The organism is Alteromonas sp. CH_MED4-4 (assembly GCF_037029575.1).
Lineage (GTDB): Bacteria > Pseudomonadota > Gammaproteobacteria > Enterobacterales > Alteromonadaceae > Alteromonas > Alteromonas macleodii.
On record NZ_JAYMEU010000001.1, the window covers coordinates 35,357 to 49,761 of the forward strand.

Consider the following 14,405-nt stretch of genomic DNA (forward strand, 5'->3'; position numbering starts at 1 on the left):
AAAAAAATGTTAAAACCGATACCCCAACATAAAAGCTGCGCTAGATTCATATTCATCGGCAACTTTCTGTATATTCACTTCAAAATCTAACGCGATGTTTTCGAAACCATATTGGTGTAAGCTAAACGATACTGCATCGATTGGGTCATCACTTCTATATTGGTTGTAGGTCCTACTTAAGTTAACCGCCAACTTACTATTCAGTTTTGTATATGCATATAGCCCAATAACGGGTTTGGCGTACACAAATGCTTCGTGCTTGTTAGCGCCTGCACCCACGATGATGTCGCTATACACCCCTAAACCCTGCATTACTTCACGTGTAAAGCCTAAACCAAACTCCGATTGCACAATGAGTTTGCGTTTTCGCTCGCCGGTTAGCACGCGATTTATTCCAATGTTAAATGATGATGACCAGTTGCTTATATTTTGTGTAACAGGTACCCGCGACACCATTTGGTAAAGCATGGCCTTGTCCACATAGATATCACCTAAGTTGCTTTGCTCTAAACCAACTCTGAACTCAACGTCGGCCAAGATAAGCTCGGTTTCACCAATCATGCTCCTGTTGTCGTCGGCTAGCCTTCTTGCAACAGGAAAGGCACGAAACGCCATGAACGAACGGCTGTCTTGATGAATGAAACCGGCAGCAACATAACCTTCTTGCTGGCGAGAGGAAGGAACGGGGAATTCAGATACGTCTAAAGAAAGGTGCTTATATTTAGCATCAAACGCTGCAATTTCAGCGGAGTTCTTTTGATATTTCTGTTCTGAAATTGTTTGTGCTGACCTAAAGTACTGATTAAGCGCCAGTGCGTATTTGGTTTCAACAAACGAAAGTGATAATGAATCTAGCTGAGCGCGAGCTAAATGCGAAGATATGGCAGACGCGCGTTTACTCCCGATGCTTTCTTCTAACGTCGTTATTTCCCATTTGTTAGAAGGTACGAATTGGGTTGATGCAACGAGAGAGTTTGCTTGTGCAAACTTAACAACATCAAGAGGGGTCAGCCAGCTTGCTACCTGATTTAGATGAGCAGGACGAGCAATATTTACCAACAACTGAGTAACGGTCGCACAGTTGAATATATGAAAAAAATAAGCGGGGCTCTGCTGTCCCAATTCCCATATGTAGTCTTGCACAAAGTGGCGCTGTTGCTCGTTGAAATTTAGCGTGTATCGCCAAATGTTTCTTTGCTCTTCATAGAGATAAAACTGCTCAAATTCTTGGTAAGGAGCAACCTTAAATACGCCTTCTTTTCCTGTCATCAATGTTTCGTACATGATGTGAGGAACGTTTAAAGAGTCTAGTTCTGTAAAAAACGTAATACCGTGCTTAACGGGAATGCCTTTATCGTTAGTTCCATCTAGACGAAGCATAATATGCCCCATCATAGAGCTAGCAGATGTAACATTTTCTGAGGCGTAAATTAGCTTGATACTATCGGCCGGAACACTTTCTACAAATTTGCGATATTCTGCGCAGTGCTCGGCAGGGGTAATAGATGCAAATTCGGGTATGTAGCGCTTGAGCAGCCGTAAACGGGCAGGGTAGTTGCAAATGTTTTGGGTATTACGCTGAAAAAGGTCAACGGTAGCTTGCGCTTCGGCTAACGGGCTGACGAACGACTTTGATATATAAATAGAAGTGTCGTTAGTAATTGGCTTCCCATTTTTAAGTTGTAACAATAGATGCCACAATGGGTCGTTAGCTATTTGCTGTAACGTTGCGCTATCAACTTTTGAGTAGCTAGTTTGAGTAACGTCACTGGCCGTGGAATTAGCTGCGAAAATCAAAAAAAAGGAAGCAAGAATGCTTCCTTTTAGAATTCGTGTAAACATATCTTATTTACAAGGTACGCTTACTGAATCTTGGTATTTCCACATTTTGTCTGAGCCGTAATCGGTAGACGAACCGAATACACCGCCACTAAGAATGTTGATGAAAAACGCAGATTCAACTTCTTTGTTCAGGTTAACGTCGGTACATTTTGCATCGTCAGCAACTAGCACTTTATCTTTGTTCTCTTTCTTAACAGTAACCACGCCAGGCACTGTTTGAGACATGCCGTCAACAGTAACTGTAGTCGTTTCACCGCTAGTTGTTGTAACGTTTATTTTGTGTGTTTCTTCGGTAAGAATGGTGGCACAACCTGAGGTAAGAATAAGGCTTGCAGCAGCTAGTCCAATTATTTTTTTCATTATATTTCCCTTTCTGATTTTGAATGTCGAATTTTCGACGAGCGTTAATATAATGTTTACGCTATAAAAATCAAATAAAGATTGTTTCTAAATTGGTCTGCTGGTGGGAGAGGGCAAATATAAGTAAGCGTATGCGCCAAGATAATGAAGTTAGTGCCAAGTAACCCTGACACTAACTTTAAACGCGTTCCTATCACTTACTATAATCGAAGGCTTGGTTATTTAGCTTCCACAATTATTGCAGTAATCGTTGAGTCACCAATATTTTTAACTTGGTGCTCCCATTCGTCATGCCACATGACATAACCATCAGGGATTTCCAAGGTCATTGCTTTGTCAGCTGTTTTGATGATGGCTTTTCCGCCATCTTCAAAATAAACGGTTTCAGCATTGTGTTTGTGCCAAGTGTCTTCCTCGCCGGGCTGAAGCGTCATCTTTAAAACGAGCACGTTTTCGTTTTCTAAAAGAAGAGTGTAGTGCTTTGGCGATACAATATGAGCGTGTCCTGTATTGTCATCGTTCGCCATAGCACACCCAGATAACATAGCACCCGTTGCCAAAAGGGCTGCTACGAAATTAGCCACTTTTTTCATAGAAGCTCCTATTTATGCATACCGCGAATAGGGTAGTTGTTATCAGGATTACGAATCCAGCCCAAACCACTTACTAATGTCTCTAACTCAGGTCTAACAAATGGGTTGTTAGAAATATCAGCGACGTGCACATTACCTTCATTGTTCACAACAAACAGCGCTGGCTCAGAAAACGGGTGATCAGTTTCTTGAGGAGATCTTGGATCAGAGATATATACGCCTAATTCTTCCATCTGCTCCACCGTTAAGCCGTACGCAATTGGAAAGTTGATATCCAATCTAGGCAGGTGACTTTCAAGCTGCGCTTTACTGTCACCAGACACTGCAATAAGGTCTACGCCAGTTTCGGCAAGATAACCTCTAACACTCTCAAGTTGATTGAGGTATCGAGTGCAAAGTGGGCAATGTTGCCCTCGGTAAACCACTATCATTTTCCAATCAAGACCGTTCTCAGGTGTCGCTAACTTTATAGTGTCGCCATTTAACAGCTTTGCTGAAATATCTGGAAAAGCAGAACCTGCATGTAACTTATTGGTGTATTCAGTACTCATGATAAATCCTTAAAAATGCTTGTTGATGTGGGCTTCAAAACGTTTGAAATCGTTTTCTACATCGGCGTTTTTCATTACGTCAAAGCTAGCGAAAGTTTCCATTGGCTTCATGCCAAAGAACTTGAAGTTCATATGCATTGGAAACAGTAAATCGTCTACAGATTTACCTTCGAAAAACTCTTCGCTGTCGTTAAATGACTCTTCTGGAGCATTGAAGGTTAAAGACATCATATATTTAACGTCGGTAAGGGTACCGCCTGTGCCGTAGTTTTTCTTCGGCGCTTCTTCAACGCGACCGTCGCCGGCACATAAGGCGCCACCCATACCTGCAGTGTAGATTTCATCCATATACTTCTTGAATGACCATGGCACACCCATCCAGTTAATTGGTGCCTGTAGAAATACGATGTCAGCCCACTGATGATGGGCCAACTGTTCTTCAACGTTGTGTTCTTCGGCCATTGTCACTACCCGAGTGTTGTAGCCTTTAGCTTCAAGCAGCGTTACTGCTTTATCGACGAAAGATGCGTTTAGCTTGCCTTCCGAGAAAGGGTAATACTGGTGTGCATTAATAATTAGTACATTGTTTTTACTTGTGTTGCTCATTCATATACTCCTAATTGGTAATGTCTGAAATAGCGATATGTTTTCTCGCTCAATCATGTGTGGTATATTTTAGTAACCTGGATACAATAATCAACCAGTAGTGTTTTGGTAACCTATGTGGAATATGAGTTAAATTTTGGAAAACTTAGTAAAAACAAATGGTAAAAAGAGAAAAAATTAACAGCATTATTGATAAGCCTTGCGCTATCGAAAGTGGAATGCGTTTGATTGGTGGAAAATGGAAAGCTTCAATTATCTATCACCTCAAAGATGAGCCTGTTAGATTTAATGATCTAGCAAGGATGCTTGGCGGTGCCAGTAAAAAAATTGTCGATCAAAGGCTTAAAGAACTGGAAAGCGAAGGAATCGTTTTGCGAAAGGTAGTTAGCGAAAGGCCGATCGCTGTTACTTACGAGCTAACTGAGTTTGGCAGAACGGCACTACATATTTTAGAAAAGCTAAGAATATGGTCAGAAAATAATGATGTTCAAACATGAAATGGCCAATATAAGTCTAATCGGGTCTGTTATGAGCTTTGCGTAAAGCCCACTGACCCGCTTTATTACGTAATCAACCTATCTACTGTAGGTTGCAGCCTCGTGTCTCTTACTTTTCTAATCCCTTCAATATTTCATCGGTATGCTGACCTCGCCTTGGTATTCGCGCGCTTTGCTTATGAGCGCTAGGGCTACCGACAAATCGTGGTGCGGGCGCTGCCTGCATAAAACCTTCAGAGGTAGACCATATGTTTCTTGCTTTCATATGCGGGTCTTGCTGCGAATGTTCTGGGCTAAGTACGGGAGAAACGCAAGCGTCACTATTTTCAAAGAGCTGTATCCAATGCTGTTGAGCGTGTTCAGCAAATAATATTTCCAGCTTTTCGCCCAGCTTTTTCCAAAGGGTAGGATCTTTTGGCTTACAGAATTCAGGGTCTTGTTCCAACCCTAATTTCATTAAAAAAGTCCTGTAAAATTGTGGCTCAAGGCATTGAACAGACATCCATTGACCATCAGCGCACTGATAGCAGCGGCTCCAATGTGGGCCATCTAACATACTGTGCCCGCGTGTATCGGAGAATACACCAAGGCCTTTCATGTACATAATTAGGTTCATCATATGGGCTGAGCCGTCTACGATAGCAGCATCAACAACAGCGCCTTTGCCTGATTTTCCTACTCTGTAAAGAGTTGATAGCACTCCTGTGACAAGATAAAGCGCCCCGCCTGCAATGTCTCCTACTAGAGTGGGCGGTGTGAACGGGGCTTGCTTGGGGGGCGATGCATACCAAAGCGCTCCAGACAATGCAATGTAGTTTAAATCATGGCCCGCTTGCTGGGCACGAGGCCCGCTTTGTCCCCAGCCGGTCACTCTTCCGTAAACTAACGCAGGATTAATTTCATGAAGAGCGACGGGTCCAAGGCCAAGTTTTTCCATAGCACCAGGCCGCAACCCTTCAATAAGTACATCAGCGGTTTTAATTAGTTCGCGAACACACGCTTTGCCTTCGTCTGTTTTTAAGTTCAATAAGACAGACTTCTTTCCTCTATCGAGTAGGCTTTTTTCAGTCATCCCCTCTATGGGAACGTCTTCCCGGTGAACCACTGTTACATTCGCCCCTAGGTCTGCAAGCATCATTGCCGCAAAAGGTCCCGGACCAATGCCTTCGATTTCTATAACTTTTAAGCCATCTAACATGTTTTATCGCCTTCTCTGAAGCTTTTGGTCACATTCATTCGGTTGTTGTTCATATAACAGCACTGCACTTTATTTACCGTCGCCAATCTGTAATCTGTGGCCAAAATTTACTTTGTTTTAACAATCTATGTTTTTACAGCGCAATTATTAATGACCAGAAAGCTCAGCATTATTGACAAAATACAACATGCTGCTGCGATATCTTTCGTGTCGTGCACGTAATCGACTTATTTGTCACTTTTAGTCAATTTATATGGTGCCTTTAGTCATCGTTTTTTCGTCCATTCTCTCTATAGTTTTAAGCAACATTTTTTTAACAAGGCCGTGGTCTCAGTGAAATAGTAAAGGTTTCACCATGTACTGTGGCGTCGCTGATACAGCAAAGGGGAATGGTGTTATGGCAATACAAGCTTATATTTTTGATGCGGTGAGAACACCACGCAGTAAGGGAAAGTCTGATGGTTCGCTTCATGAAGTGAAATCTATAGAGCTGGGTGCGGGTTTATTACGTGAATTGCAAAAACGCTACGACCTAGATACGTCCTACGTCGACGACGTAATGTTGGGTTGTACTGGTCCCATCAAAGAGCAAGGTGGCGATATTGCCAAGTCAATTGTGCAGTTTGCTGGGTGGGATGAGAGTGTGGCAGGCGTACAAATGGACAGGTTTTGCGCTTCAGGCTTAGAAGCGGTCAATTCCGCGGCTCAAAATATTATGTCGGGTTGGAATCAGTTAATTGTAGCTGGTGGTGTGGAGTCTATGTCTAGGGTCCCCATGGGAGCCGCGGGGGCTTCGATGATGTTTGACCCCGAGTTTGTAATGACGCAAAAAACACCACCCCAAGGTATTGGCGCTGACTTGATTGCAACCTTGGGCGGCTGGACTCGAAATGATGTAGATAATTATGCGCTTCTTTCACAAAAACGCGCAGCTTATGCCCGGGATAATGGGTATTTCGACCGTTCAGTAGTACCTGTGCGAGATGCAAACGGCTTAATGATATTAGCTAAAGACGATTTCATTAGGGGCAATGCCACGTTAGAAGGGCTCGCCAGTTTAAAACCGTCCTTTAAAAAAATGGGCGAAATGGGAATGGACGCCACACTATTGTCGAAGTATCCGTATATAGAGCGCATTAACCATGTCCATACTCCCGGTAACTCTTCTGGGATTGTAGATGGTGCTAGTGCCGTGCTTATTGGTAGTGAGCAAGCAGGAAAAGATTTGGGGTTATACCCACGTGCAAGAATTGTTGCCGGAGCGGTTACCTCTACAGAACCTTCTATTATGCTAATCGGGCCAGCACCTGCTGCCGAAAAATGCTTAAAAATTGCGGGGCTTCGCAAAGAAGATATCGACCTCTGGGAAATCAACGAAGCTTTTGCTTCTGTGGCGCTTAGGTATATGCGTGAATTAGGTATTAGTGAGGAGGTGACCAACGTTAACGGTGGTGCAATCGCCATGGGACATCCGTTAGGTGCTACCGGCGGTATGCTCGTCAGTACGGTGTTAGATGAGTTGGAACGCCGTGAGTTAAAACGCGCAATGATTTCACTTTGTGTAGGTGGTGGCATGGGCATTTCCACCATTATCGAAAGACTGTAACCGAAGGATAATGGAGGAAAGCATGAATACTTTTAAATACCAAAAAGACGATAACGGCATTGTAGTCATTACCATGGATATGAATGGACCGGTAAACGCAATTAATGACGAGTTTTATCGCGAAATGTCGGAAGCACTAGACACTTTGGAAAAAGAAACAGATTTTTCAGGTGTTGTGTTCACTTCAGCTAAAGATACGTTTTTTGCTGGTGGTGATCTCAATATGCTTATGGCAATGGAGCCAGGAGATGAGCGCAAAATTTTCGATACGGTAGAGGCGAATAAGTCGTTGTTCCGTCGATTAGAGAAGTTACCGGTTCCCGTAGTCGCAGCGATAAACGGTGCAGCGTTAGGTGGTGGCTATGAGCTGTGCTTAGCGAGTAATTATCGCGTTTGTGTAGATAACCCCCGCATTGAAATTGGCTTACCAGAAGTGTCGTTGGGACTATTACCTGGAGCGGGAGGCGTTGTTAGGCTTACAAATCTAATTGGGTTAGAGGCAGCGCTTCCAATGCTTCTTGAAGGTAAAAAAGTCAGGCCGCAGCAAGCTTTGAAAACTGGGTTAATTGACGCCACTGTACAGAGCAAAGATGAGCTTATTTCACATTGTAAAGCCTGGCTTGTTAACAACAAAGATAACGGTGAAGTCGCTATTCAGCCTTGGGATAAAAAAGGTTTCAAAATACCCGGCGGAAATATCAACAGGCCTTCCATAGCGCAAACTGTAGCAATGGCGCCGCATATGCTCCTTAAGAAAACCAGGGGCTTGTTACCCGCGCCAGAAGCGATTTTAGACACAGCAGTACAAGCGGTTACCGTTAATTTTGATACGGCACTTAGAATAGAGTCCAGAAAATTTGCCTCTTTGCCAGTTACTCCTGAAGCAAAGAATATGATGTCAGCTTTTTTCTTCCAATTGAATCAGATTAATGGTGGTGGAAGCCGCCCTGACGTGAAAACAAAGTTCACATTCAAAAAGATTGGGGTAATTGGTGCTGGCATGATGGGGCAAGGCATTGCTGCAGTAGCGGCAGGTTTAGGTATTGAGGTCGTGTTAAAGGACGTGTCTATTGACGCAGCTCAGAAAGGTAAAGCTTATACGGCCAAAGTTTATGATAAGAAAATAGCAAGAGGCCGAGCAACTGAGCAAGATAAAGAGCAAGCTCTCTCACTTATCATTGCTACTGATAATGATGAAGACTTGAAAGGCTGTGAACTTGTTGTAGAGGCTGTTTTCGAAGACATGTCGCTGAAGCACAAGGTGCTTGAAGGCTCAGAGCAATTTCTAACCGAAGATGGAATTTGGGCTTCTAATACCTCAACACTTCCTATCACTCAACTGGCTGAACCTAGTCACAAGCCTGAAAATTTCATTGGGCTGCATTTCTTCTCTCCCGTCGACAAAATGCCGCTGGTAGAAATAATTTGTGGCGAAAAAACGAGTGACGCTACCCTCGCAAAAGCATTCGATTTCGTCCAGCAGATAAAGAAAACCCCCATCGTCGTTAACGACAGTGTTGGCTTTTTTACTTCCAGAACCTTTGCCTCGCAATTACAAGAGGCGGCAACTATGGTCAGTGAGGGTATTCATCCAGTCAGAGTTGATAACTTAGGAAAAGCTATTGGGATGCCCGTAGGTCCACTAACGGTAAATGACGAAGTAAGCTTAACGATTGGTATCAAAGTACGAGAAACGCAAGTAGCCGCGGGCTTGATAAAGGCCGAGGATGATCGTTGGCCTGAAGGGAACAAACTCATCGAAAAGCTTGTGAAGGAACACAATCGCGGTGGTCGCTATCACGGTGAGGGCGGGTATTTTAATTATGTTGATGGTGACAAGGCAATTTGGCCTCAATTACTTGATATGTATTACGACTCAACCATCGACATTTCCGATCGTGACATCAAAGACAGGCTGTTGTTTATAAACGTAATAGAAAGCTTACTGTGTTTGGAGCAGGGTGTGTTGAAATCAGTGGCCGATGCCAATATCGGCAGTATCTTTGGGATAGGTGCACCCATTTGGACAGGCGGATACATTCAATTTGTTAATAGCTATGGGCTTGAGCGCTTCCAAGCCAGGTGTGAAGAGCTTGCTGAAAAATATGGTCAGCGATTTAAAGCCCCCGCCATTGTAGGAAAGAAAATAGCAGCAGGTGAATTATTTCTTTAGAAATACTTCACCTATTTTTTCGAACAATGTTGCTTTACATATTTAGATTGAAGGGGCGTATAGCATGAGCCAGTTAAAAACACCGTTAGACTATTTCTATTATTGGGAAGAAAAAACACCTACTGACATATTTCTGCGGCAGTCTTTAGGCAATGGGCAGTGGAGGGAGTATTCATGGGCAGAAGTAGGAGAGAGAGTTAGAAAAATAGCTTGCTTTATCCATTCTCGCAACCTTCCTCCTCAAAGTAAAATAGCGCTTTGGTCAGCAAATTCAGCTGATTGGATCATGGTAGATCTGGCTATCATGCTAAGTGGGCACATCAGCGTGCCCTTATTCCCCAATCAGTCGGTTAAAGCCGCTAATCATGTGCTAAAAGAATGTGATGTGTCGCTAATGTTTGTTGGTGAGTGTGGGCAAGAGCGAAAGTTTGCAGAATGGAATACGGCAAACGTCACCCTAGTGGGCATGCACGGCTGCTCGATAGCGGTAGACCACAATTTAGCGCAAATTCAGCAGACGTTTGGTCTTGTATTAAGCAACCCAAAAGCAGAGCTCGATAGTCTAATGACAATAGTATACTCGTCCGGCACAACGAGCACCCCCAAAGGCGTTATACACTTGTATTCTGCGCCGGCAAAGGTAACGCCCTCTATCGCCAGAGAGTTCAAAATTTCACGAGAAGAAGGGTATAGAGCCTCACTTTTCTCTTTTTTGCCACTGGCTCATATGGCAGAGCGTGCCCTTGTTGAGTTTACGGGCCTATATAGTAATGCCTGTATTTCATTTTCTGCAGGTCTCGATGATTTTAGCGACGAAATCGTTAGCGTGCAGCCTACATTTTTCTTTGCGGTTCCAAGGCTGTGGGACAAGTTTAAAATGTCGGTAGATAGCAAAATTCCCCCTGAGGCACAGGCTGCATTGAGTAAAGAGGATAAGCATAAAATACGATATATGTTGGGCCTCTCTAGAGCTGATATGATCTTGAGCAGTTCAGCGCCGCTGCAACCACAAGTACACCAGTGGTACTTAAATATGGGAATCAAAGTAAGAGAAGTTTACGGAATGACCGAGACTTTTGCGACAGGAACGGGATGCTTTGAGGATATACCCGCGGCGGGAACAGTAGGGAAACCTATTGGTGATATCGTAGAGGTCAAACTGTCCGATGAGAACGAGGTCCTTATGCGATCTGAGGGTATGATGCTTGGTTATTATAGGGCTGAGGAGAAAACACTAAGCGTGCTTAAAAATGGGTGGTTTCACACGGGTGATTGCGGTACTTATGACGAGAATGGCAACCTAGTGGTTACCGGGCGTAAAGGAGATGAATTCAAAACAGCCAAAGGAAAATTCATTCACCCGGTACCGTTAGAAAAATGCTTCAGCGGTGTACCGGAAATAGAGCAATTTATCGTCGTAGGGCAGGGGCTTAATCAACCGATTTTGTTAGCGACACGCTCTGAGTCTGCTTGTTTATTAACAAACAGTGAGTTGCGCGATAAGCTGAAGCATTATTTGTCGAAAATAAACACCACACTTGCCCCTTACGAGCGCATTTCGCATATTTTAATTACTCGGGCTGCGTGGACAATTGATAACGGTATGTTAACCCCGACCTTGAAATACCATCGAAAAACCATTGAAAGCTGCTTCAAGCCAGATGCCCTAAAATGTTGTGAAAACAAGGAAGAGGTTGTCTTTGTTTAATATCGAGATCCCTTGTATTACATGTATTCGATACGGTATTGATGGGATCAATGTATGAGAGTGTTCTAACTTTAAGCCAATGAAGAAAAAGCAATCGTTACAAAAAGCAGCCTTACAACACCTGTTTGCCGGCTATGAAAAACATGGGCTCTCGATTAAAGCGTTATTTACCGAGTTGGGTTATGACGCGGAAGATTTTGAAGAAGCCAGTTTTAGGTTGCCGTCAGAAAAGTTGGGAAAACTGGTTCGACTTGCGGCAATCAAACTCAACGATGAAACCATAGGCTTTTTTGAGCGCCCCACGAAACTAGGTGGCGTGAAGATAGGTGTGCTGTATGCCTTACGAGGTAAAACACTGCGAGATGCGTATTTCAGACTATTTAAATATCTAATGCTGTTGCATGATGATTTAGATATAAAACTGGTTGAGAGCGGTGAAGAAGCGAATATTGTTATTAACATAAAGCGAGAAGAGTCGGATGCAGACATGCTGGTTTATATAACGCTTATGTTGTTTGTATTTAGATGGTCGTCTTGGGTAACAAATCATCGAATATCGCTTAATCGCCTGAATTTCAGTGGTAAAAAGTCGACTTACTCACACGATTTAGACTCTGCTCTTCCCTGTCGTCACTACTACGAAAGGCCGCAGACGGAATTAAGTATTTATCGAAGCGACCTAGAATTACCTGTTACCCAAAAAGAAGAAAGTGTTACTCAGTTTATACATTCCCTTTCCAACTTACTCATTAATCGCATGTCTGACGCCAGCATTACGGCGCAAATTAAACGCATGTTGAGAGAGTGCGACAATTTAGAAAATTTACCCCTCAAAAAGGTGGCTGATGATCTGAATAAAAGCCCGCAGACTGTTCGTCGCTATCTTGCCCAAGAAAATACAAGTTTTGCGGCATTAAAAGAAAGCGTTAGGAAAGATATTGCAACCTACCACCTTACGCAAAAAGACACCTCCATTAAAAATATTGCCTATCTGGTCGGTTTTTCAGAACCCAGTGCCTTTATACGCGCATTTAAGAAATGGACTGGCCTCACCCCTGGGGAATGGCGCGAACGTCAATGATCGTTTTGGTCTATTCTCTGGCGCTTTCGGTCATCGGTAAGCACTAATTAGGTTGTTAACATGTTGTGAAACTTACATTGAACGTTGGAGTAGGACCATGTTACCGAGAACCTTATTTAGTTCTGAGCACGAGATGCTGCGTGATAGTTTTCGAAAATTCTTACAAACTGAAGCCGTTCCACATTACGAAAAATGGGAAAAGATTGGGCAGGTTGATAAATCAATTTGGAAAGCGGCGGGCGAGCAGGGCTACTTAGCACCGCTCGTTTCAGAGGAATATGGCGGGCTGGGTCTAGACTTTCTATACAACGTTATCCTTACAGAAGAAATCGGCAGACTTGGACTAAACGGAATAGGTTTCCCATTACACTCTGACATTGTCGTTCCTTATCTATCGAGATTAGGCACTGAAGAGCAAAAACAAAAATACCTTCCCGCGTGTGTTTCCGGCGAAATTGTGACGGCAATCGCTATGACAGAACCAGGAACAGGGTCTGATTTGCAAGGAATGAAAACTACAGCAAAAAAAGAGGGTGATGACTTCGTTATCAACGGAAGTAAAACGTTTATTACGAACGGTCAATTAGCTGACTTGGTTATTGTTGTCGCGGTAACCGACCCAACCGCTGGCGCAAAAGGTTTAAGTTTAATACTTGTTGAGGCAAATACACCCGGCTTTGAGCGAGGTTCAAATTTAGCGAAAATTGGCATGAAGTCTCAGGATACTTCGGAATTATTTTTCAATGATGTGAGAGTGCCTCAGTCTAATTTGCTCGGCCCCGAGGGAAGTGGCTTCGCGCAATTAATGGCAGAGTTACCACAGGAGCGCTTAACAATCGCTGTGCATTGTATGGCAATGTGTGAATCTGTTTTAGCGCAAACCGTTGAGTATGTTAAAGAGCGAAAAGCGTTTGGCCAAAATATAGGGGCATTCCAAAACACTCAGTTCGTTTTAGCAGATTTAGACACTGAAATTGATGCGGCCCGCGCTTTTACAGACCGCTGTATTGAATTACATTTGACGAAAGACCTCACTACAGAACTTGCATCAAAAGCTAAATTATTGGTGACTGAACTACTCGGAAAAGTGGTTGATAAGTGCCTACAGCTTTACGGTGGATACGGTTACATGCTGGAGTACCCCGTTGCAAGGGCATACGCAGACGCGCGCGTTATGCGAATTTATGGCGGTACAAGTGAAATTATGAAACTTATCGTTGCTAGGCAGCTGCTAAAATAGCTACCTAATACGCTAATCAGCCTTTACCGTTGGCTTGACGGAAACAACCGCTATAGACGGCTTATGCTGTATGCGGTTGGCCCTCAAGCCGTTAGCGTTAAGGAAGCCGAGGCATCGTGTTACTCATGATGCCAAGTATACACTGTTCGTCTACGCTCTAAGTTACCGTCAGATTTCAAACAGCATATCTGTGCGAATAATGTATTTAACGCCCTTCGTTATTGGCGTTGAACTGTGTAAACAGTGCAATGAATGATGTCCATGTGGAAATAAGAGCACACCGCCTACAGGCGTTCGCACATTTACTTGTGCTTGCCTGTCGCCTCGTTTCGCTGGTTTTCCCGGCTGGTCAGCATTAACCAAAAACTGTGTTTCTCCTCCTTCGAAATTGTCGTTAAGCAAAATAAGAAACGTCATTTTGCTATACCTGTCCGAATAGGCGTTATGAATCAACTTGTCTCCTTCCACTTTAGAGCCAGGCCAGTCCCCATCAATATGATATTTGAAATAATCACCCTCTTGATATCGGTAAAACCGAAAGCGAGTATTAATACCCAGCGGTTTCTTACCGTCGAATATGGTAAGGTTTTGCTGAGTCAATGCCTCAATGCGCTGCCATATCAAGCGCTCCGTAGCATCATCTACAACGATAGTTACATTGTCGTTATGCCGAATTTCACGGGGTAGTGACACTGCCGCATCTTTTAAGTAGCCAAGCTCTTCCGACGTTTTCAGTAGTTTTCTACACTCTTGTTCACTAAAAACATTCAGAAGTTGGTAGGCGCCAGGCACTTCACTTATTTCACGGCGAACCGTTTGTTGCTGAGTTTGCGCTGATGAACTATCAAGCGCAAAGGCGTTATTTGTATGGGCAGCCCATGTAGGAATAGCTGGGTTTTGTGCGCCAGGTTCACGCGCTATAACGAAAAAGTTGTCTTTCATGATACTTC

12 protein-coding genes and 1 pseudogene are annotated in these 14,405 nt (G+C 43.6%); 6 read left to right on the top strand and 7 right to left on the bottom strand.

Annotation, left to right across the window (positions count from 1 at the left end):
* Positions 1-9 precede the first annotated feature (9 nt).
* The 5 genes from WA381_RS00150 to WA381_RS00170 form a co-directional block, all read right to left on the bottom strand.
* Positions 10-1,842 carry a lipoprotein N-acyltransferase Lnb domain-containing protein gene (locus WA381_RS00150; RefSeq protein ID WP_231506567.1) on the bottom strand — a complete coding sequence of 611 codons (1,833 nt, stop codon included), beginning with the start codon at positions 1,840-1,842 and terminating at the stop codon, positions 10-12.
* Between the two features lie 3 nt (positions 1,843-1,845).
* Positions 1,846-2,202 (bottom strand): hypothetical protein, encoded by a 357-nt coding sequence (locus WA381_RS00155; protein WP_014950617.1) that lies wholly within the window; start codon positions 2,200-2,202, stop codon positions 1,846-1,848.
* 218 nt (positions 2,203-2,420) lie between these two features.
* Entirely contained in the window at positions 2,421-2,795 is a 375-nt protein-coding gene (locus WA381_RS00160; RefSeq protein ID WP_156086905.1) for a hypothetical protein, read from the bottom strand.
* A gap of 8 nt (positions 2,796-2,803) precedes the next feature.
* Positions 2,804-3,346, bottom strand: coding sequence for a redoxin domain-containing protein (locus WA381_RS00165; RefSeq protein WP_156086904.1), 543 nt, complete (start codon positions 3,344-3,346; stop codon positions 2,804-2,806).
* A gap of 9 nt (positions 3,347-3,355) precedes the next feature.
* The gene (locus WA381_RS00170; RefSeq protein WP_071815877.1) at positions 3,356-3,952 is read right to left on the bottom strand and encodes an NAD(P)H-dependent oxidoreductase; all 597 of its coding nucleotides are present in this window, start codon (positions 3,950-3,952) and stop codon (positions 3,356-3,358) included.
* A 136-nt stretch (positions 3,953-4,088) separates the two neighbouring features.
* Here WA381_RS00170 and WA381_RS00175 point away from each other — a divergent pair.
* Positions 4,089-4,449 (top strand): annotated as a pseudogene (locus WA381_RS00175) (winged helix-turn-helix transcriptional regulator).
* A gap of 109 nt (positions 4,450-4,558) precedes the next feature.
* On the opposite strand, the gene WA381_RS00180 reads toward WA381_RS00175, so the two are convergent.
* Positions 4,559-5,647 (bottom strand): CaiB/BaiF CoA transferase family protein, encoded by a 1,089-nt coding sequence (locus tag WA381_RS00180; protein WP_156086903.1) that lies wholly within the window; start codon positions 5,645-5,647, stop codon positions 4,559-4,561.
* Between the two features lie 397 nt (positions 5,648-6,044).
* Here WA381_RS00180 and WA381_RS00185 point away from each other — a divergent pair, with 397 nt between their 5' ends.
* From WA381_RS00185 to WA381_RS00205, 5 genes are all read left to right on the top strand, one after another.
* Positions 6,045-7,253 carry an acetyl-CoA C-acetyltransferase gene (locus tag WA381_RS00185; RefSeq protein WP_156086902.1) on the top strand — a complete coding sequence of 403 codons (1,209 nt, stop codon included), beginning with the start codon at positions 6,045-6,047 and terminating at the stop codon, positions 7,251-7,253.
* A 22-nt stretch (positions 7,254-7,275) separates the two neighbouring features.
* Positions 7,276-9,426, top strand: a complete 2,151-nt coding sequence (locus tag WA381_RS00190) for a 3-hydroxyacyl-CoA dehydrogenase NAD-binding domain-containing protein (protein WP_156086901.1) — start codon at positions 7,276-7,278, stop codon at positions 9,424-9,426.
* Between the two features lie 64 nt (positions 9,427-9,490).
* Positions 9,491-11,134: an AMP-binding protein gene (locus WA381_RS00195; protein WP_156086900.1), complete on the top strand. Its 1,644-nt coding sequence runs from the start codon at positions 9,491-9,493 to the stop codon at positions 11,132-11,134.
* A gap of 79 nt (positions 11,135-11,213) precedes the next feature.
* A complete protein-coding gene (locus tag WA381_RS00200; protein WP_156086899.1) occupies positions 11,214-12,215 on the top strand; it encodes a helix-turn-helix domain-containing protein in 1,002 nt (333 codons plus the stop codon).
* Positions 12,216-12,312: 97 nt separating this feature from the next.
* Positions 12,313-13,455, top strand: coding sequence for an acyl-CoA dehydrogenase family protein (locus tag WA381_RS00205; RefSeq protein WP_156086898.1), 1,143 nt, complete (start codon positions 12,313-12,315; stop codon positions 13,453-13,455).
* Between the two features lie 168 nt (positions 13,456-13,623).
* On the opposite strand, the gene WA381_RS00210 is transcribed toward WA381_RS00205, so the two are convergent.
* Positions 13,624-14,397 carry a 2OG-Fe(II) oxygenase gene (locus WA381_RS00210; RefSeq protein WP_156086897.1) on the bottom strand — a complete coding sequence of 258 codons (774 nt, stop codon included), beginning with the start codon at positions 14,395-14,397 and terminating at the stop codon, positions 13,624-13,626.
* Between the last annotated feature and the right edge of the window lie 8 nt (positions 14,398-14,405).